At 73.3% G+C, this 18,735-nt stretch carries 16 protein-coding genes; 7 read left to right on the top strand and 9 right to left on the bottom strand.

Annotated features, from left to right (window positions below):
• Positions 1-191: 191 nt before the first annotated feature.
• The 4 genes from egtD to egtA are packed head-to-tail and all read right to left on the bottom strand — an operon-like array spanning position 192 to position 4,563.
• The gene (egtD, locus tag LCH29_RS04535) at positions 192-1,157 is read right to left on the bottom strand and encodes an L-histidine N(alpha)-methyltransferase (RefSeq protein WP_446460377.1); all 966 of its coding nucleotides are present in this window, start codon (positions 1,155-1,157) and stop codon (positions 192-194) included.
• Complete coding sequence (gene egtC / locus LCH29_RS04540; RefSeq protein ID WP_446460378.1) at positions 1,154-1,909, bottom strand: ergothioneine biosynthesis protein EgtC; 756 nt, start codon at positions 1,907-1,909, stop codon at positions 1,154-1,156. The genes egtD and egtC overlap by 4 nt, the downstream gene beginning before the upstream one ends.
• 57 nt (positions 1,910-1,966) lie before the next feature.
• Positions 1,967-3,301, bottom strand: coding sequence for an ergothioneine biosynthesis protein EgtB (egtB, locus tag LCH29_RS04545; protein ID WP_446460379.1), 1,335 nt, complete (start codon positions 3,299-3,301; stop codon positions 1,967-1,969).
• Positions 3,298-4,563 carry an ergothioneine biosynthesis glutamate--cysteine ligase EgtA gene (egtA, locus tag LCH29_RS04550; protein WP_446460380.1) on the bottom strand — a complete coding sequence of 422 codons (1,266 nt, stop codon included), beginning with the start codon at positions 4,561-4,563 and terminating at the stop codon, positions 3,298-3,300. The genes egtB and egtA overlap by 4 nt, the downstream gene beginning before the upstream one ends.
• A gap of 396 nt (positions 4,564-4,959) precedes the next feature.
• Between egtA and LCH29_RS04555 the strand changes: the two genes are divergently transcribed.
• The 4 genes from LCH29_RS04555 (at position 4,960) to LCH29_RS04570 (ending at position 8,695) form a co-directional block, all read left to right on the top strand.
• Positions 4,960-5,964, top strand: coding sequence for an NADPH:quinone oxidoreductase family protein (locus LCH29_RS04555; RefSeq protein WP_446460381.1), 1,005 nt, complete (start codon positions 4,960-4,962; stop codon positions 5,962-5,964).
• Positions 5,961-7,175, top strand: a complete 1,215-nt coding sequence (locus LCH29_RS04560; RefSeq protein ID WP_446460382.1) for an acyl-CoA dehydrogenase family protein — start codon at positions 5,961-5,963, stop codon at positions 7,173-7,175. Before LCH29_RS04555 ends, LCH29_RS04560 begins: the two co-directional genes overlap by 4 nt.
• Positions 7,172-8,308, top strand: coding sequence for an acyl-CoA dehydrogenase family protein (locus tag LCH29_RS04565; protein ID WP_446460383.1), 1,137 nt, complete (start codon positions 7,172-7,174; stop codon positions 8,306-8,308). Before LCH29_RS04560 ends, LCH29_RS04565 begins: the two co-directional genes overlap by 4 nt.
• A gap of 192 nt (positions 8,309-8,500) precedes the next feature.
• Entirely contained in the window at positions 8,501-8,695 is a 195-nt protein-coding gene (locus LCH29_RS04570) for a hypothetical protein (RefSeq protein WP_009720740.1), read from the top strand.
• 25 nt (positions 8,696-8,720) lie between these two features.
• Here the strand turns inward: LCH29_RS04570 and LCH29_RS04575 are convergent, their stop codons facing one another.
• From LCH29_RS04575 to LCH29_RS04585, 3 genes are all read right to left on the bottom strand, one after another.
• Positions 8,721-10,109, bottom strand: a complete 1,389-nt coding sequence (locus LCH29_RS04575; RefSeq protein ID WP_446460384.1) for a family 2B encapsulin nanocompartment shell protein — start codon at positions 10,107-10,109, stop codon at positions 8,721-8,723.
• A gap of 80 nt (positions 10,110-10,189) precedes the next feature.
• Positions 10,190-11,602, bottom strand: a complete 1,413-nt coding sequence (locus tag LCH29_RS04580; RefSeq protein ID WP_446460385.1) for a family 2B encapsulin nanocompartment shell protein — start codon at positions 11,600-11,602, stop codon at positions 10,190-10,192.
• Between the two features lie 124 nt (positions 11,603-11,726).
• A complete protein-coding gene (locus LCH29_RS04585; RefSeq protein WP_446460386.1) occupies positions 11,727-12,974 on the bottom strand; it encodes a phosphodiester glycosidase family protein in 1,248 nt (415 codons plus the stop codon).
• Between the two features lie 210 nt (positions 12,975-13,184).
• Here LCH29_RS04585 and LCH29_RS04590 point away from each other — a divergent pair, with 210 nt between their 5' ends.
• Together LCH29_RS04590 and LCH29_RS04595 are read left to right on the top strand one after the other, a co-directional pair.
• Positions 13,185-14,045 carry a phosphatidylinositol-specific phospholipase C/glycerophosphodiester phosphodiesterase family protein gene (locus LCH29_RS04590; protein ID WP_446460387.1) on the top strand — a complete coding sequence of 287 codons (861 nt, stop codon included), beginning with the start codon at positions 13,185-13,187 and terminating at the stop codon, positions 14,043-14,045.
• A 139-nt stretch (positions 14,046-14,184) separates the two neighbouring features.
• A complete protein-coding gene (locus LCH29_RS04595; RefSeq protein ID WP_446460388.1) occupies positions 14,185-14,673 on the top strand; it encodes an N-acetyltransferase family protein in 489 nt (162 codons plus the stop codon).
• Here the strand turns inward: LCH29_RS04595 and LCH29_RS04600 are convergent.
• Positions 14,654-15,901, bottom strand: coding sequence for an ROK family protein (locus LCH29_RS04600; protein WP_446460389.1), 1,248 nt, complete (start codon positions 15,899-15,901; stop codon positions 14,654-14,656). The genes LCH29_RS04595 and LCH29_RS04600 overlap by 20 nt on opposite strands.
• A gap of 42 nt (positions 15,902-15,943) precedes the next feature.
• Positions 15,944-17,386 carry a xylulokinase gene (xylB, locus tag LCH29_RS04605; RefSeq protein ID WP_446460572.1) on the bottom strand — a complete coding sequence of 481 codons (1,443 nt, stop codon included), beginning with the start codon at positions 17,384-17,386 and terminating at the stop codon, positions 15,944-15,946.
• Between the two features lie 155 nt (positions 17,387-17,541).
• Here xylB and xylA point away from each other — a divergent pair, with 155 nt between their 5' ends.
• Positions 17,542-18,714, top strand: coding sequence for a xylose isomerase (gene xylA, locus LCH29_RS04610; protein ID WP_446460390.1), 1,173 nt, complete (start codon positions 17,542-17,544; stop codon positions 18,712-18,714).
• The last annotated feature ends 21 nt before the right edge of the window (positions 18,715-18,735 follow it).

The following is an 18,735-nucleotide window of genomic DNA, read 5'->3' on the forward strand; positions in this document are numbered from 1 at the left end:
CCAAAGCGGGCTAAACATAAGGGGCCCGATTTGGCCACAACAAGAGGGAGTTCACACCGAAAAAGGGCCACAACGCGCTGTGCTGCGGCCCTCTTTCGGTGATGTGATGTGCATCACATTATTTCGATCGGTGGTTCACGCGGGACGCAGGGTGACGATCATGCGTGCCCGTGTCCCACCCTCCCCATGCGTCACATCCGTACCGCCAGTGACAGGGCGAAGCGGCCCGCGGCGTCGGTCCACCAGCGCCGCGACTCCAGCCCCGCGGCCGCCAGTTCGGCCCGCACCTTCTCCTCCCGGAACTTCGCGGACACCTCGGTACGGACCTCCTCCCCGACCGCGAAGGACACCGCGAGATCCAGCGCGGGGATCTTCGCGGTGAGGTCCTTGCGGGCGCGCAGCCGCATCTCGATCCACTCCCGCTCGGCGTCCCACACCGCCACGTGGTCGAAGTCCGTGGGGTCGATGTCGGCGCCCAGTTCCCGGTCGAGGACCCGGAGCACGTTCTTGTTGAACTCCGCGGTGACGCCCTGCGCGTCGTCGTACGCGGCGACGAGCGTGGCCTCGTCCTTGACCAGGTCGGTGCCGAGCAGCAGCGCGTCACCCGGCGACAGCAGGGCGCTCACCGAGGCCAGGAACTCCGCCCGCTCCGGCGGCAGCAGATTGCCGATCGTGCCGCCGAGGAACGCCAGCAGGCGCGGCCCCGGAAGGTCGTCGGGCAGCGTGAGCCCGCCGAGGAAGTCGGCGACCAGCGCGTGCACCGTCAGCCCCGGATGGTCGGCGAGCAGGGCGTGCCCGGCCAGCTCCAGGGCGCTCTCGCTGACATCCACCGGAACGTAGGCGTGCAGATCCGGCAGGGCCTCGATCAAGTGGCGGGTCTTCTCGGAGGACCCGGAGCCCAGCTCGATCAGCGTGCGGGCACCGGTGGCGTCCGCGATCTCCGCCGCGCGCGCGATCAGGATCTCCCGCTCCGCGCGCGTCGGGTAGTACTCGGGCAGCCGGGTGATCTCCTCGAAGAGTTCGCTGCCCCGCGCGTCGTAGAACCACTTCGGCGGCAGCTGTTTGGGGGTGCGGGTCAGCCCCTCGGCGACATCGGCGCGCAGGGCCGCGGCCGTGGCGTCGGCGGGCAGGGTGCGGGTGACGGTGAAGGGGCTCACGCGGAACCCTCCTTGAGTGCGGTGAGGAATACATCGGAGCGGGTGGCGGTGAGCAGCGTGCGGTCGGGGACCTCGGTCCACCGCGGATCGTCGTCGTACGGCTCGGAGGCGACCACGACCGCGCGATCCGGCCCGCTCAGGTACCAGAGCGTGTCGCCCCAGGCGGTGGCGGCGATCGTCTCCCCGTCCATGAGCAGCAGGTTGAGCCGCGAACCGGGCGCGGCGGCCGCCACCTCCTCCGTGGTCCGGGCCAGCGCCTCGGCCGGGGCGTGGCCCAGCCGCAGCGCGTGCAGCGTCAGCGCCCAGACGAGCGCCGAGTCGCAGCGCGCCTCGAGACCGAGCAGATCGGCGGGGGGCAGGGACGTGGCGAGCCCGGCGAGCGTGTGCGGCCAGCCGCTGATGGCCCCGTTGTGGCTGAACAGCCAGGCGCCGGAGGCGAAGGGCGAGGCGCCCGCCTCGCCGTCGGCGCTCGCCACGGTGGCGTCCCGCACCGCGCCCATCAGCGCCCCGGTCCGTACCACCCGGGCGAGATCGGCGAACGACAGGTCGCCCCAGATGGGCCCGGCGCGCCGGTAGCGCGCGGGCACCGGGTCGTCCGGCGCGTACCAGCCGACGCCGAACCCGTCGGCGTTGACGGTGCCGTGCGCCTGCCGCCGCGGCGCCCACGACTGCGTGAACAGGCTGTGCTCCGGTGCGATGACGACCTCGCCGATGGGCCGCTCGGGCCCCAGGTACGCCAGATGCCTACACACCGGCGCCCCCGGTGAGCCCCGGCGTGCCCGCCGTACCCGATGCTCGCTGCCGCGCGCTCATGAGAGCTCCGCCGGGGACGCGTCGCGGGCGGTGCGGAAGCCCGAGAAGATCTGGCGGCGGATCGGCAGGTCCCAGTTGCGGAACGTGCCGCGGCAGGCGACCGCGTCCACGGCGAAGGAGCCGCCGCGCAGCACCTTGTACGCGGGCCCGAAGAAGACCTGCGAGTACTCGGGGTACGGGAAGACGCTGAACCCCGGGTACGGCAGGAAGTCGCTCGACGTCCACTCCCACACGTCCCCGATCAGCTGCCGTACACCCAGCGGCGAGGCGCCCTGCGGATAGCTGCCGGCCGGTGCGGGCCGCAGATGGCGCTGGCCGAGGTTGGCGTGGTCGGGGGTGGGGTCCGCGTCGCCCCACGGATAGCGCCGGGACCGGCCGCTCTCCGGGTCGTGGCGGGCGGCCTTCTCCCACTCCTCCTCGGTGGGCAGTCGCCGCCCGGCCCAGCGGGCGTAGGCATCCGCCTCGTACCAGCTCACATGGATCACCGGCTCCTCGGGCGGCACCGGCTCGGTCACCCCGAAGCGCCGGCGCAGCCACTGGCCGCCCTCGCGCCGCCAGAACAGCGGGGCGCTCAGGCCGTGCTCCTGGATGTGCGCCCAGCCCTCGGCGGACCACCAGCGCCGCTCGGTGTAGCCGCCGTCGGCGATGAAGTGCGCGTACGCGCCGTTGGTCACCGGGGTGGTGTCGATGAAGAAGGGCGGCACCAGCCGATGGTGCGCGGGGCGCTCGTTGTCCAGCGCCCAGGGCTCGGACGAGGTGCCCATGGTGAACGGGCCGCCCGGGACCAGCACCTCCTCCGGCAGGGCGCCGCCGGAGGTGTCGGGCGGCGGCGGGGCGGTGAGGGCGGCGGGGCCGCGGCGCAGCTGATGGGTGATGAGCATCGTCTCGTCGTGCTGCTGCTCATGCTGCGCGATCATGCCGAACGCGAAGGCCGCGTCGACCAGCGGGGCGCCGCGCAGCTCGGTCCGCTCCAGGACGTCGAGCACCCGGTTGCGCACGTCCGCGACATAGCCGCGGGCCTCGGCGGGCGCCAGCAGCGGCAACGTGGGGCGCTTCGCGCGCGGATGCTCGAACGCGTCGTACACCGAGTCGATCTCGGGGCGCAGGGCGTCCTGCCCGCCGACGGCGCGCAGCAGCCACTGCTCCTCCTGGTTGCCGATGTGTGCCAGGTCCCAGACCAGCGGCGACATCAGGGGGGAGTGCTGGGCGGTGAGGTCGTTCTCGTCCACGCAGGTGGTGAGGGTGTGAGTACGGTCGCGCGCGGTGCACAGAACCGTTTCGGCGCGCTGGCGCAGCGCCTCGGGGTCGAGTGCGGGGCCGGGAGCGGTCATGACCGTTCCTCCTTCCCGGGAAGGGGGGCGAGCAGATCGTCGGCCGGACAGCGGCCGCGGGCGACATAGCGGTCCGAGAAGTCGGCGACGGCGGACACGACGGCGGAGGAGGCCCCGATCCGGGGCAGCGCCTCCAGCGCCGTGGCGAAGCAGGCCACGGCGGCGTTGCGCAGCTCGGGGTCGGTCAGGGCGTCCCGGGCCGCCGCCATCCACAGCGGGTTGCAGGGCGCGGGCCGGGCGCCCGCCGTCTCGGCGAGCGGTTTCACCACGCGGTAGACGGTTTCCGCGGCCTCGGGGTCGTCGAAGAGCGCCACGGTCACGGCGAGGGGCACGATCCACCCGTCGTCGCCGCTCTGTGCGTCGATCATGCGCAGTTCGAGGTGGCCGCGCGGGCGGATGGGCGGAAAGAGGGTCGAGACGTGGAAGTCGAGGTCGTCCTGGGTGGGCGGCCTCGGCTGTCCGGTGCGGGCCCACTGCCGGAAGGTGAGCCCGTCCGGCACCGCCCAGCGCGTGCCGTCGTCCCGGATGGCCATCACGGGCGCGTCCAGCACGTACCCGGTCCAGGCGGTGCGCGGATCCCTGTCGTCGGGCGGGGCCAGCGTGCGCCCGGGGTCCATCGCCGCCCACAGTGTCTGCCGGGTGGAGCGGAAGCCGGTCGGGCGGCCCTCGCGCAGCGGGGAGTTGGCGAACGCGGCGGTCAGTACGGCGCCCAGCAGATGGGCCAGCCGCCAGCGCCGCCCGAGGCCCAGCGGACCGGGCTCCTCCTGCCCGGCGTCCACGCAGACCTGTACGGAGGCGGTGTTGCACATCATGGAGCGCCCCGCCGGTCCCCGGCGGTCGAAATAGGTCTCCATGGAGTCGTAGCGGGGTGTGGTGAGGATCCTGCGCGGTGGGCGCCAGGGGTCGTGTCCATGACCGGCGATGCCGAGGCCCAGCTCGGCGAGGAGCGCACGGACGAGGACCAGATCGGCGGCGGCGGACTCCACGCATGCGGTGAGGGAGTCGGCCGGGAGGGAGCTGAGCTCCAGCTGGCCGCCGGGTTCGAAGGTGAGCGCGGACGCGAGGGGCAGTTCGCGCAGGGCGGTGACCGCGGCTTCCAGCCGGGCCGCCTCGACGGGTTGTGCGAGGTCGTGCGGGTCGTACATGAGCCATTCGAGCTCGACGCCGATGCGTCGCGGAGGACCGGTCTTGAAACAGATGCCGTGGAGTCTGGCCTCCATCTCGGCCTCGTCGATCGCCTTGCTGTCGGGCACAGTCGTCATCTCCCGTCCCGTTCCGGCCGTCGGATCGCTGCAATAGGAACCGATATGTCGCCGTCCACTCTTGTCCGTCGAGGTTCCGGGCTCAAGGGTGCCTCCAGAGTTGCACAAGAGTTCACCGCGCGCCGGGCGGGAAGGCAGGATGGCTGAAGCCCCCGCACGAGCCGGTTCCCCTGCTCGTACCGACTGGTTAGTATGTGCGCCCCGAAGGGTGTGGGAGTGTCTTGTCGGTCAGGCCGGATCAGCGAGCGGCGTCAGGGGGCACCTCCCAGCGGTAGCTGGGGGGCGCGGAGCGCGACGAGCGCGGGGCCGCGAGGTGCCGTGCCAGGCGTCGCGAGCCCGGCATGATCGGCAAGACACCCCCCGCCGCCCCTACCGAAAGCTTCTGGAGGCCATCGGATGCAGGCATGGCGAGTGCACGACAATGGCGAGCCGCGTGAGGTGATGCGCCTCGACGACGTGCCCGATCCGGTGGCCGGGCCCGGGGAACTGCTCCTGCGGGTCCGGGCCGTCAACGTCAACTTCCCGGACGCCCTGCTGTGCCGCGGCCACTACCAGGTGCGGCCGCCCATGCCGTTCACCCCGGGCGTCGAGCTGTGCGGCGAGATCGTCGCCCTCGGCGAAGGGGCGCAGGGCGAGGTGGGCGCGCGCGTCCTGGCCACCCCCACGCTCCCCGCGGGCGGCTTCGCCGAGTACGTGACCGTCGACGCGGCCACCGTGCTGCCGGCGCCCGACGCGCTGGACGACGCCCAGGCCGCGGCCCTGCACATCGGTTATCAGACGGGCTGGTTCGGCCTGCACCGCCGGGCCGGGCTGCGGGCCGGGGACACGCTGCTGGTGCACGCCGCCGCGGGCGGCGTCGGCAGCGCCGCCGTCCAGCTCGGCAAGGCGGCCGGGGCGCGGGTGATCGGCGTCGTCGGCGGCGAGGACAAGGCCCGGGTCGCCCGCGAACTGGGCTGCGACGTGGTGCTCGACCGGCGCGCCGACGACATCGTGGCCGCGGTCAAGGAGACCACCGGCGGACGCGGCGCCGACGTCGTCTACGACCCGGTCGGCGGCGACGCCTTCGCCCAGTCCGTCAAGTGCATCGCCTTCGAGGGCCGGATCGTGGTGGTCGGCTTCGCCAGCGGTGTCGTCCCGCAGGCCGCCCTCAACCACGCCCTGGTCAAGAACTACGCCATCCTCGGCCTCCACTGGGGCCTGTACAACACCTACGACCCCGCCGCGATCCGCGCCTGCCACGACGAGCTGACCAAGCTCGCCGCCCAGGGCACCGTCAAACCGCTGGTCAGCGAGCGGGTGCCGATGAGCGGGGCCGCGGACGCCGTCCAGCGCGTCGCCGACGGCGTGACCACCGGCCGCGTCGTGGTCGTCCCCGGGCAGCCCGAGGGAGGCGCCCGATGAGCACGTCCGAGACCGACCGGGACACCACCGCCGTGGACGCCGACGGACTGCGGCGCCGCACCCGCGCGCTCCTCGAAACGCACCCCCCGGCCACCACCGACCGCCTGGACTTCCTGCGCGCCCGCTTCGACGCCGGACTCGCCTGGGTGCACTACCCGGTGGGGCTGGGCGGCCTGGACGCCCCCCGCTCGCTCCAGGCTGTCGTGGACGCCGAACTCGAGGCCGCCGGCGCACCCGACAACGACCCCCGCCGCATCGGCATCGGCCTCGGCATGGCCGCGCCCACCATCCTCGGCTTCGGCTCCGAGGAGCAGCGGCAGCGGCTGCTGCGCCCGCTGTGGACCGGTGAGGAGGTGTGGTGCCAGCTGTTCAGCGAGCCCGGCGCGGGATCCGACCTCGCCGCACTCGCCACCCGGGCGGTACGCGACGGCGACGACTGGATCGTCGACGGACAGAAGGTCTGGACGTCCAGCGCCCACCTCGCCCGCTGGGCCATCCTCATCGCCCGCACCGACCCCGACCTGCCCAAGCACCGCGGCATCACGTACTTCGTCTGCGACATGACCGACCCCGGCGTCGAGGTCCGGCCGCTGCGCCAGATCACCGGCGAGGCCGAGTTCAACGAGGTCTTCCTGACCGGCGTACGCATCCCCGACAGCCGCCGCCTCGGCGAGATCGGCGAGGGTTGGCGGGTCGCCCAGACGACCCTGATGAACGAGCGCGTCGCCATCGGCGGCGGCCGCGTCCCCCGCGAGGGCGGCATGATCGGCCTGGTCTCCGAGACCTGGCGCGACCGCCCCGAACTGCGCACCCACGATCTGCACCAGCGGCTGCTGCGGCTGTGGGTGGACGCCGAGGCCGCCCGGCTCGCGGGCGAGCGGCTGGGGCAGCAGCTCGCCGTCGGACAGCCCGGCCCCGAGGGCTCGGCCATGAAGCTCGCCTTCGCCCGGCTCAACCAGGAGATCAGCGCTCTGGAGGTCGAACTGCTGGGGGAGGAGGGCCTGCTCTACGACGACTGGACGCTGCGCCGCCCCGAACTGGTCGACTTCACCGGACGCGAGGCCGGATACCGCTATCTGCGCGCCAAGGGCAACTCCATCGAGGGCGGCACCTCCGAGGTCCTGCTCAACATCATCGCCGAACGCGTCCTGGGCCTGCCGCCCGAGCCGCGGACCGACAAGGACGTCCCGTGGAAGGATCTGCCCCGATGAGCACCCCGGACCTGCTCTACACCGAGGCCGAGGACGATCTGCGCGCCGCCGTGCGGTCGCTGCTCACCGACCGCTGCCCGCCCGCCGCCGTGCTCTCCGAGGCCGAGAGCGGCCGGGCGCACGACCCCGCACTGTGGCGCTCGCTGGGCACCGAGATGGGCACGGCGGGGCTGCTCGTGCCCGACAAGCTCGGCGGACAGGGCGCCACCGCGCGCGAGGCGGCGGTCGTGATGGAGGAACTGGGCCGGGCCGTCGCCCCCGTGCCGTACCTCACCAGCGCCGTCGTCGCGGTCGGCGCCGTGCTGGGCTGCGACACCGGCGAGGCCGCCGTGGTGCGGCTGCTCGGCGCCCTCGCCGAAGGCCGCACCATCGGCGCGCTGGCGGTTCCGGCGGCCACCGCGCCCGGCGCCACCGCCCCGGCCGCGACCGTACGGGTCGACGGCGACGGGACGCTCAGCGGCCGGATCACCCATGTCGCGGGCGCGGCGGGCGCCGATGTGCTGCTCGTCCCTGCCGACGGGCCGGACGGATACGGCCTGTACGCCGTGGAGACCACGGAAGCCAGCGTCTCCGTGGAGCCCCTCACCTCGCTCGACCTCACCCGGCCCCTCGCCGCGGTGACCCTCACCGGCGCCCCCGCCCGTCGGCTGGCCGACGCCGACCGTGCGCAGGACGCCGTCGTACGGGCGCTGCTCACCGGCGCCGGACTGCTCGCCTCCGAGCAGCTGGGCGTGGCCGAATGGTGTCTGACCGAGACCGTCCGCCACACCAAGGAGCGCCATCAGTTCGGGCGCCCCGTCGGGTCGTTCCAGGCGCTCAAGCACCGGATGGCGGCGCTCTACCTGGAGTTGGTCTCGGCCCGCGCCACCGCCCGGCACGCCGCCGACGCGCTGGCCACCGACAGCCCGGACGTACCGGTCGCGGTGGCCGTGGCGCAGGCGTACTGCGGGCAGGCGGCGGTGCACGCGGCCGAGGAGTGCGTGCAGCTGCACGGCGGCATCGGCATGACCTGGGAGCACCCGGCGCACCTCTACCTCAAGCGGGCCAAGAGCGCCGAGACCCTGCTCGGCACCCCGGGCCGCCACCGCCAGGCGCTCGCCGACCTGGTGGACCTCCCCACCCCCACGGGCTGACCCGGTCCCACCGGCTGACGCCCGGTGAATCCGCCCCGCTGCCGGGCTGATTCACCGGGCGATGTCGGCACCCGGAGGTCGAACGGGAGATCGGCACTCGTGTGGAGTACCCGCTTTTAGGGGATTCAGGGCGATTCTGGGCCACACTGACGGCCGGATCCCGATCCCCTGAAGCGGCCCAGGAGGCTCCCCATGGCCATTTCGATTTCCGTGGTCCTGCTCCTGCTGATCCTCGCGGTGGTCTTCCTGCGCAGCGGCGGGCTGCGCGTCTCGCATGCCCTGGTCTGCGTCACGCTGGGCTTCTACCTGGCGAGCAGCAGCATCGCGCCGACCATCTCCGAGGGCCTGTCCGCGACCGCGGACGTGGTCAGCAGCGTCCGCCCCTGACCGGCGCCCGCGAGCGCGGCCTCGCTCAGCGGCCGATTTCGACGTCCTCCAGCACACCCAGGGCGTCGGGCACCAGCACCGCCGCCGAGTAGTAGGCGCTCACCAGGTACGACGTGATCGCCTGCTCGTTGATGCCCATGAACCGCACGTTCAGGCTGGGCTCGTACTCATCCGGGATGCCCGTCTGATGCAGGCCGATCACGCCCTGGCTCTCCTCCCCGGTGCGCAGCGCGAGGATCGAGCTGGTACCGGAGTCGCTCACCGGGATCTTGTTGCAGGGCAGCAGCGGCACCCCGCGCCAAGCGCGCACCGCGACCCCTGCGACCTCGGCGCCCTGCGGATACAGCCCCCGGCTGCTGCACTCGCGGCCGAAGGCGGCGATGGTGCGCGGATGCGCCAGCAGATACTGCGTCTTGCGGCGGCGGGCCAGCAGCTCGTCCAGATCGTCCGGGGTGGGCGGGCCGCTGCGGGTGTGAATGCGCTGGGAGAGGTCGGCGTTGTGCAGCAGACCGAACTCCCGGTTGTTGACCAGCTCGTGCTCCTGGCGCTCGCGCAGCGCCTGGATGGTCAGCTTGAGCTGCTCCTCGACCTGGTTCATCGGCTCGTTGTAGAGGTCGGCGACGCGGGTGTGGACGCGCAGGATCGTCTGGGCCACGCTCAGCTCGTACTCACGCGGCTTCAGCTCGTACTCCGCGAACGTGCCCGGCAGCGTCGGCTCCCCCGTATGGCCGGAGGTGACCGCGATATCGGCCTCCCCCTTCCGGTTCTGCGCGGGCGCGGTCTGCCCGGACGCCTCCTGGAGATGGTTGCGCAGCGCCTCGGACCGGTCGGCGGCCTCCTGGAAGACCCGGCGGGGGAGGGTAAGCACCGTGGTCCGGGTGACGGCCCGCGCGGTGAACTCCCAGGTGCGCTCCGGCCCGGTCAGCGCCGCGTCCCCGAAGTACTCCCCGTCGGCCAGCAGCCCCAGCGCCGTGCCCTCGTCGTACGCCCCGGGCGCGACCTGCCGGACCTTGCCGTGGGCGATGAGGTACACCTGATCGGCCGGGCGCCCCGCCTCGACCAGCACATCGCCCGGCGCGTACTCCCGCTGTACGCAGCCGTCCGCCAGCGCTTCCAGCACCGCGGTGTCGCCGAAGCCGCGCAGCGTCGGCAGCTCACCCAGCTCCGGCGGAATCACCCGCACCTCGGATCCGGTGCTGGTGAACTCGATCCGTCCGTCCCCGACCGTGTAGGTGAGCCGCCGGTTCACCCGGTACGTACCGGCCGACACCTGGACCCAGGGCAGCACGCGCAGCAGCCACCGGGAGGAGACGGCCTGCATCTGCGGCACGGACTTGGTCGTGGTCGCCAGGTTCCGGGCGGCGGCGGTACCCAGACTCAGCGGCTGCTCACCGGACTCCACGGAGGTGGTCATCTGTGTTCATCACCCATTTCGGTAGAGGGGGCGTTGCGGGAAGGTCATCCGGACGGCCGAGGGCGCGGCCACCCGGACCATCAGAGTCCGATTTCCACGTTCTCCAGGATTCCGAGCGCGTCCGGGACGAGGACGGCCGCGGAATAGTAGGCGCTGACGAGGTACGACATGACGGCCTGGTCGTTGATTCCCATGAAACGAACGGAAAGGCTCGGCTGGTATTCGTCCGGAATTCCGGTCCGGTGGAGGCCGATCACGCCCCGGTTCTCCTCGCCGGTGCGCAGCGCGAGGATCGAGCTGACGCCACTGCGGCTCACCGGAATCTTGTTGCACGGGAAGATGGGCACCCCGCGCCAGGCGGGCACCGCGTGCCCGTTCACCTCCGCGTGCTGCGGGACGATGCCCCGGCTGTTGAACTCCCGGCCGATCGCCGCGATGGCCCGCGGGTGGGCCAGGATCAGCCCCGGGTCCTTCCAGACGGTGGCCAGCAGCGCGTCGAGGTCGTCGGGGGTGGGCGGGCCGCTGCGGGTGTGGATGCGCTGGGAGAGGTCGGCGTTGTGCAGCAGGCCGATGTCCGGGTTGTTGACCAGCTCGTGTTCCTGGCGCTCGCGCAGTGCCTCGATGGTCAGCCGGAGCTGCTGCTCGACCTGGTTCATCGGCTCGTTGTAGAGGTCGGCGACGCGGGTGTGGACGCGCAGGATCGTCTGGGCGACGCTCAGCTCGTACTCACGCGGCTTCAGCTCGTACTCCGCGAACACCCCGGGCAGGACCGGCTCGCCCGTGTGCCCCGAGGCCAGGTCGATGGACGCCTCACCGTGCTCGTTCTGCGGGGCCACCGGCGCCGAGCGCACCGCCTCCACATGCGCCCGCAGCTCCCGGGACCGGTCCAGCTGCTCTTCGAAGTCCTGCCGGGAGAGGGTGAGCGCCGTGCAGGAGGTGACCGCCTTGGCCGTGATGCCCCAGGTGCCGGGCTCGGCGGCGGCCAGCTCCCGCTCGCCGAAGTGGTCACCGCCGGCGGCCGAGCCGACCACCGAGGGCTCGTCGAAGGCCCCCTCGGTCAGCTTGTCGACCTTGCCGTGGGCGAGCAGGACCAGCTCGTCCGCCGGGTGCCCGGCCTCCACCAGCAGCTCCCCGGGGGCGAACTCGCGCTGGGTGAAGCGGTCCGCCAGCGCTTCCAGCACCTCGGTGTCCTCGAAGGCGCGCAACAGCGGCAGCTCGCGCAGCTCGACGGGGATGACCCGCACCGTCGACCCGGTGGTGGTGAACTCCACCCGCCCGTCGCCGAGCGTGTGCGACGCCCGGCGGTTCACCCGGTACGAACCGCCCGGAACCTGCACCCACGGCAGCATGCGCAGCAGCCACCGCGAGGTGATGCCCTGCATCTGCGGCACGGACTTTGTCGTCGTCGCCAGATTCCGTGCCGCCTCCGTGCCCAGACTCGTGGGCGGCTGCGGATTGCCGATACCGGAACCTGACTCAACGGACGTCGTCATCGTGAATGCTCACCCATCCCTGTACGGCCTTGAAGAGATATTCCGCTCAAGCAACTGCCAAGCTATCAGCGGATTTTGGGCCGTGCATTCACTCAAAAGAGTGCCTCGCCAGGGGTTTGCGGAATTAGTGCCGGGTGAATACTCCGATCCCATTCGGGACCGGCCGCTCGGCGCCGCCCGAGGGGTGGTTGCGCACCGTCGTCCGTGCGCCGTCCGGCTCGCGCGCGACGAGCGTCGACGAGCCGCCGCCGTCCAGATCAACTGCGTCCTCGGCGCCGGTGTCGAGCATGAGGTCCGCGAGTTCACCGATGGTCAGTCCCTTGCGGTAGTCCGGGCCGCCGTCCAGGGCCAGCAGATAGAGCCGGTGCCCGCCGTCGGCGATGCCCGCCGAGGTGCGTACGGCCGCGTCGACCGTGTCCAGCCCGGCGAGCGGGCGGTCGTCCCGGACGATCGGAAAGCCGCCGACCGCGAAGGTGAACGGCGCCCGCTGCGCGCCCTCCAGCCGGTATCCGACGCGCACCGGGTCGCCGACCCGTAGCGCGCGCAGGTCCCGCGCGCCCACCTCGCGCCCCACCAGGACGACGGTGTCCGGTGCGATCGCGCCCTCGCCCGGGGCGGCCGCCACCCGGGTGACCACGCCCCGGCGCACCGTCACCTCGTAGGTGTCCTGTCCGCAGGGCGCCGCCCGGTCGGTGTCCGTCCCGCAGACGGCGCGGACGCGGGAGGCCGTCCCCCAGTCGGAGGTGTACGCGCCGACGCCGCCCTCCGCCACCGCGTACTGGTTGACCCCGCGCAGCGGCAGCGTGCCCTGCCGGGCCCCCACGGTGCCCCGCAGCGTCAGCCGGCCGAGCCGGGCCACATGGTCCGCGCCCAGGCCGACCACGTCCTCCGTGGTGGTGCCGGGCGGCAGCACCGGGCCGAAGCGCTGGCCGTTCGGCACCGCCGACTTGAGCGCCGCCCCGCCCGCCACCGCGGGGCCGACCGAGGCGCCCGTGGCCGGCACTCCGGGGTGCTGGGTCTCGGAGATGTTGAAGAAGTCGCCGTTCACGGCGGCGACCGCGCCGCGCTCGTCGGCCATGGCGGAGACCGGCTTTCGGGCGGCGACCGCGCCCGCGGTCAACAGATCGAGCGAGATGCCCGGTTCGCGCAGATCCACCGAGAGCAGATGGCCGTATGCCGTGCCGTGCGAGGCGGCGACGGTGAACGTCCGGTATTCGACGCCCGGCGCGATGACGGCGCTTGAGCCAAACCGCGGCGCGCGGGCGTCGGCGTGCGCCGGTGCCGCCCCGGCCGCGTCCGTGCCGACCAGCGCGGCCCAGGCCAGGACCACCGCCGCCACCCGCACCCGCGTTCCGTGTCCACGTCCCGTCATGGCTGTTTGCCGCCTTTCCGTCAGCCGATCCCGTCGTGACCGGACTTCGCCGCCCGGCGCCGGGGCCGCGGGAACGGCGTGGAAATGGCCGGGGACCACCTGCGGAACTCTTCGCACGCCCCTGCCCACGGGGACCGCGACCCCCCGATACTCACTGGCGACCGACGCGTACATCCGGCACCACGCCGGGACGAGAGCCGGGAGGCCCCCATGGTCCGCCGTACACGCCGCGCCTTTGTCGTCACCCTCGGAGCCGCACTCGCGGGCGGCACCGCCGCCCCGGCGTTCGCTGACTCAACCGGCCCCAGGCCCAAGCCGCCGCTGGCCAGAGCCCACGCGCACAACGACTACGAGCACCCGCGCCCGCTCATCGACGCGCTGTCCCACGGCTTCGGCAGCGTCGAGGCCGACATCTGGCTGGTGGGCGACCAGTTGCTGGTCGCCCACGACGCGACCGAGCTCGACCCCACCCGCACCCTGGAGTCCCTCTACCTCGATCCGCTGTTCCAGCGCGTCACGGCGAACCACGGCCGGGTCTACCGCGGCTACGACCTGTCGCTGCAACTGCTGATCGACATCAAGACCCCCGGTGAGGCCACCTACCTCGAACTCGCCAAGCGGCTGCGCCGCTACAGCCGGATGTTCAGCACCGCCTACGGCGGGGTCGGCGGCCAGGTGCGGCGCGGCGCGGTGACCGCCGTCATATCGGGCGACCGCGGAGCCCGGGCCCCCATGGAGGCCGAGAAGGTGCGCCACGCCTTCTACGACGGACGGCTGGAGGACATGGGCACCGGTGTGCCCGCCTCCTTCATCCCGCTCATCAGCGCCGACTGGACGAAGACCTTCACCTGGCAGGGCGTCGGCCCGATGCCGCAGGAGGAGCGGGAGAAGCTGTACCAGATCACCGTCGCCGCCCGCTCGGCCCGGCAGAAGGTGCGCTTCTGGGCCACGCCCGACCTCGCGGGCCCGGCGCGCGAGGCCGTGTGGCGCGAACTGCTGGCCGCGCGCGTCGGCTACCTCAACACCGATGACCTGGCGGGGCTGGAGGACTTCCTGCGCGGCACTCGCTGACGCGGCACGCTCGCTGAAGCGGCGTCTCACTGACGCCGCACGCTCGCCGACGCGGTACGGGGATTCCCGGCGGGCGGGCCCGGCGGACTCGCGGAAATCGGTTCGCGGGACGCCGGTCCGTTCCGCCATGCTGGCCGTCATGCTCATCAGGACCGCCACCCCCGAGGACTGGCCCGCGATCTGGCCCTTCCTGCACCGCATCGTCGCCGCGGGCGAGACGTACACCTACCCCCGCGACCTGGACGAGGGCCGGGCCCGTGACCTCTGGATGCTGAAGCCCCCGGGCCGGACCGTCGTCGCCACCGACGTCGACGGCACGGTGCTCGGTTCGGCCAAGATGAACCCGAATCAGATGGGGCCCGGCGCGCACGTCGCCGGTGCCAGCTTCATGGTGGCGCCCGGGAGCGGCGGGCGGGGCGTCGGCCGCGCGCTCGGCGAACACGTCTTGCAGTGGGCGCGCGCCGAGGGCTACCAGGCGATGCAGTTCAACGCCGTGGTGGAGGCCAACACCCGGGCGATCGCGCTGTGGCGCTCACTCGGCTTCGAGATCGTGGGCACCGTACCCAAGGCGTTCCACCATCCGGCGGAGGGCTACGTCGGGCTGCACATCATGCACCGCTTCCTGTGACCGCGGCCGTCTCCCTGAGCCCCGCCGGATCGTCGAGGACGGCCTGCACCACGGAGTGCGCCGCGCCGAGCAGCGGACCGTCGGAGCCCAGCCGGGAGACCGTCACCGTGCCCTGACCGGAGCGCGCCGGGTCCGCGACCCGCAGCGCCAGCTCCCGCTCCAGGGCGGGCAGCAGCCAGGGCGCCAGCGGAGTGAGCGCGCCCCCGAGCACCACCGTGCGCGGGTCGAGGAGGTTCACGGCACCGGCCAGCGCGATGCCGAGTGCCTCGCCCGCGCCGCCCAGCGCGTCCCGCACCCGGCGGTCGCCGTCCGCCGCCCGCTCGGCCAGCAGGGCGATCCGGCCGCCGGGCCCGGGGTACTGGGCGGCGGCCTGTTCGGGGGACAGCCCGCTCGCCCGCAGGACCGCCTCCTCGCCCGCGTACTGCTCCAGACAGCCGCGCCCGCCGCACGCACACGCGGGCCCCTCGGGCCGCACCGGTACATGGCCCAGCTCGCCCGCGAAGCCGTGGGTGCCGCGCAGCAGCCGCCCGTCGAGCACGACCGCGGCGCCGATGCCGATTTCGGCCGAGACATGGACGAAGTCGCGCGGCGCCGGGTCATGGCCGCCCCGCCACAGCTCGGCGAGCGCCCCGAGATTGGCCTCGTTGTCGACGGTCAGCGGCAGCCCGGGCAGCGCGCCACGCAGCGCGGGGCCGATGTCGGCGCCCTCCCAGCCGAGGTTGGGGGCGCGCACCACCAGTGACGACTCGCGCGCCACCAGGCCGGGCACCGCCACCGCGAGCCCGGCGGGCCGCAGCCCCTCGCGTACCGCCTCCGCCGCCACCTGCCGGACCAGCTCGGCGAGCCGGGCGAGCGCAGGGCCCACGGCGCGGTCCCGGTTGGCCGACGCCACCTCCGTACGGGCCCGCACCCGGCCGCCCAGGTCCACCGCGCAGACGGCCAGATGGTCCACGCCTATCTCCGCGCCGATCCCGGCCGGACCGCGCTCGTTGAGCTGGAGCGCGCTGCCGGGGCGGCCGACCGTGCCGGGCCGGGAGGGTCCCAGCTCGACCAGCAGCCCGTCCCGGATCAGCTCGTCCACCAGCGTGGAGACGGCGGCCCGGGTCAGCCCGACCCGGGCCGCGACGGACGCGCGGGAGAGTGGTCCGTGCGCGGCCACGGCGTGCAGCACGAGGGAGAGATTGCGGCGCCGCATCGCCTGCTGGGTGTTGGGCAGTGGCGCTGCCACCGTCGTGGTCTCCTCTCGTACGGTTGTCTCGTCCGTCGTGGGTCAGGCCCGGCGCAGCAGCCCGTCCGCGTCGGACAGCACCCGCGCGATGCGCTCTCGCGCCTCCTCGTCGCGCTCCACCGCCTCGTAGGACGGCCCCTCCGCCGTTGCCCAGCGGCGCGCCACCGCCGCCGGGTCCTCGCCCAGCGCCAGCCCCGCCGCCTGGGCGGCGGCGCCGAGGGCGACCAGCTCCTGCGCCCGCGGCACCTGGACGGGGCGGCCGCTCAGCCGCCGCACCGTCTCGCGCCAGGCCGTGCCCTTGGCGCCGCCGCCGATGAGCAGCAGCGGCGTGTCGGGTGCCGCGTCCGCGTCCAGCACCTGGTCGAGCGCGGTCAGCAGGGTGAAGACGGCGCCGTCGTACGCGGCCTGGAGGAGCCCGCCCGGCGTGGTGTCGTGGCGCAGCCCGTGCAGCAGCCCGGAGGCGTGGGGCAGGTTCGGGGTGCGCTCGCCGTCCAGGAACGGCAGCAGTACGGCCGAGCCGCCAGGCTCCACCGCCTCCCGGTCCCGGCCCAGCAGCGCGGCGACCTTGTCGACGGCGAGCGTGCAGTTGAGGGTGCAGGCCAGCGGAAGCCAGGCGTCACGGGTGTCGGCGAACCCGGCGACCACCCCCGTGGGGTCCGCGGGCCGGTGTTCCGAGACCGCGTACACGGTGCCGGAGGTGCCGAGGCTGAGCACGGGCTGGCCCGGGCGCAGCCCGAGCCCGAGGGCCGCGGCCATGTTGTCGCCGGTTCCGGTGGCCACCAGGGCGCCGGTCGGCAGCGGCAGGTCCGGCAGGTCCCGTACCGTCCCGGCCGCCTCGCCGTGCCGCAGCACGCGCGGCAGCAGGGCGGAGGAGAGCCCGATCCGGCCGAGGATCTCCTCGTCGTACGCCTCGGTGCCGGACGCCCACCAGCCGGTGCCCGAGGCGTCGCCGCGGTCGGTCGTGCCGTAGCCGGTGAGCCGTTCGGTGAGGTAGTCGTGGGGGAGCCGGACGGCCGCGGTGGCGCGGGCCGCCTCCGGCTCGTTCTCCATGAGCCAGGCCCATTTGGTGACGGTGAACGACGCCGCGGGCACGCTGCCGATCCGCTCCGCCCACGCCTTGGGCCCGCCCAGCTCCTCGACCAGCCGGTCGCGCTGCGGCGCCGAGCGCACGTCGTTCCACAGCAGCGCGGGGCGCACGGGACGGCCGGAGGAGCCCAGCGTCACCAGCCCGTGCTGCTGGCCGCCGATGGCGACCGCGGCCGCCTGCCGGGCGTGCGGACCGCACTGGCGCAGCGCCTCCGCCAGCGCCTCCCACCACTGCTCGGGATCGCTCTCCTTGCCCTCGCCGTCGGCGCCGCCGCCGACGGTGTGCGGGCCCTGGCCGCGTGCGACGACCCGGCCGGTCGCGGCGTCGACGACCAGCACCTTGGTCGACTGTGTGGAGCTGTCCACGCCGACGACGAGCGGTCCTTCCGGCACGGGCACGGCTGCTGCTGCCATCTCGCGCTCTCCCTTGCGTCCCTGTCCTTGTGTGCTGCGACGAGTCTTATCCGGCCTGAGCGGGGCTTCCCCGGAATGCTCGCGCATACTAATTTGTAAAGCGCCCTGACGAAATAGGCGAGAGAGGCGAGGGAGTCGCGATGAGCTACAGCCCCACCCCCGAGGACCGGTTCACCTTCGGCCTGTGGACGGTCGGCTGGCAGGGCCGGGACCCGTTCGGGGATGCCACCCGCCCGGCGCTCGACCCCGTCGAGTCCGTCACCCGGCTCGCCGAGCTCGGCGCGTACGGCGTCACCTTCCACGACGACGACCTGATCCCGTTCGGCGCCTCGGAGACCGAGCGCGAGTCGCACATCAAGCGCTTCCGGCAGGCCCTGGACGCCACCGGCATGACCGTGCCCATGGCCACCACCAACCTGTTCACCCATCCGGTCTTCAAGGACGGCGCCTTCACCGCCAACGACCGGGACGTCCGCCGCTACGCACTCCGCAAGACCCTGCGCAACATCGACCTCGCGGTCGAGCTGGGCGCGAAGACGTATGTGGCCTGGGGCGGCCGCGAGGGCGCGGAGTCCGGCGGCGCCAAGGACGTGCGGGCCGCCCTCGACCGGATGAAGGAGGCCTTCGACCTGCTCGGCGCGTACGTCACCGAGCAGGGCTACGACCTGCGCTTCGCGATCGAGCCCAAGCCCAACGAGCCGCGCGGCGACATCCTGCTGCCCACCGTCGGCCACGCCCTCGCGTTCATCGAGCGGCTGGAGCGGCCCGAGCTGTACGGGGTGAACCCCGAGGTCGGCCACGAGCAGATGGCCGGGCTGAACTTCCCGCACGGCATCGCCCAGGCGCTGTGGGCGGGCAAGCTCTTCCACATCGACCTCAACGGCCAGTCCGGCATCAAGTACGACCAGGACCTGCGCTTCGGGGCGGGCGATCTGCGGGCCGCCTTCTGGCTCGTCGACCTGCTGGAGACGGCCGGTTACGAGGGGCCGCGCCACTTCGACTTCAAGCCGCCGCGCACCGAGGACATCGCGGGCGTCTGGGCGTCGGCCGCCGGGTGCATGCGCAACTACCTCATCCTCAAGGAGCGGGCGGCCGCCTTCCGCGCCGACCCGGAGATCCAGGAGGCGCTGCGCGCCTCGCGCCTGGACGAACTGGCCCGGCCCACCCTGGACGAGGGCGAGACCCCGGCGGCGCTGCTCGCCGACCGCACCGCCTTCGAGGCGTTCGACGTCGAGGTCGCTGCCGAGCGCGGTATGGCCTTCGAGCGCCTGGACCAGCTCGCCATGGACCATCTGCTGGCCGCGCGCGGCTGACCGCGGCAGCGACCGCGACCG

The organism is Streptomyces sp. BRA346, assembly GCF_052851135.1.

What these genes read in the sequence shown, in the direction of transcription:
- egtB (WP_446460379.1), bottom strand. Translation starts at nt 3,301, where the DNA reads ATGACCGCTCCCGGCCCCGCACTCGACCCCGAGGCGCTGCGCCAGCGC.
- egtA (WP_446460380.1), bottom strand. Translation starts at nt 4,563, where the DNA reads ATGACGACTGTGCCCGACAGCAAGGCGATCGACGAGGCCGAGATGGAG.
- LCH29_RS04555 (WP_446460381.1), top strand. Translation starts at nt 4,960, where the DNA reads ATGCAGGCATGGCGAGTGCACGACAATGGCGAGCCGCGTGAGGTGATG.
- LCH29_RS04560 (WP_446460382.1), top strand. Translation starts at nt 5,961, where the DNA reads ATGAGCACGTCCGAGACCGACCGGGACACCACCGCCGTGGACGCCGAC.
- LCH29_RS04565 (WP_446460383.1), top strand. Translation starts at nt 7,172, where the DNA reads ATGAGCACCCCGGACCTGCTCTACACCGAGGCCGAGGACGATCTGCGC.
- LCH29_RS04570 (WP_009720740.1), top strand. Translation starts at nt 8,501, where the DNA reads ATGGCCATTTCGATTTCCGTGGTCCTGCTCCTGCTGATCCTCGCGGTG.
- LCH29_RS04575 (WP_446460384.1), bottom strand. Translation starts at nt 10,109, where the DNA reads ATGACCACCTCCGTGGAGTCCGGTGAGCAGCCGCTGAGTCTGGGTACC.
- LCH29_RS04580 (WP_446460385.1), bottom strand. Translation starts at nt 11,602, where the DNA reads ATGACGACGTCCGTTGAGTCAGGTTCCGGTATCGGCAATCCGCAGCCG.
- LCH29_RS04585 (WP_446460386.1), bottom strand. Translation starts at nt 12,974, where the DNA reads ATGACGGGACGTGGACACGGAACGCGGGTGCGGGTGGCGGCGGTGGTC.
- LCH29_RS04590 (WP_446460387.1), top strand. Translation starts at nt 13,185, where the DNA reads ATGGTCCGCCGTACACGCCGCGCCTTTGTCGTCACCCTCGGAGCCGCA.
- LCH29_RS04595 (WP_446460388.1), top strand. Translation starts at nt 14,185, where the DNA reads ATGCTCATCAGGACCGCCACCCCCGAGGACTGGCCCGCGATCTGGCCC.
- xylA (WP_446460390.1), top strand. Translation starts at nt 17,542, where the DNA reads ATGAGCTACAGCCCCACCCCCGAGGACCGGTTCACCTTCGGCCTGTGG.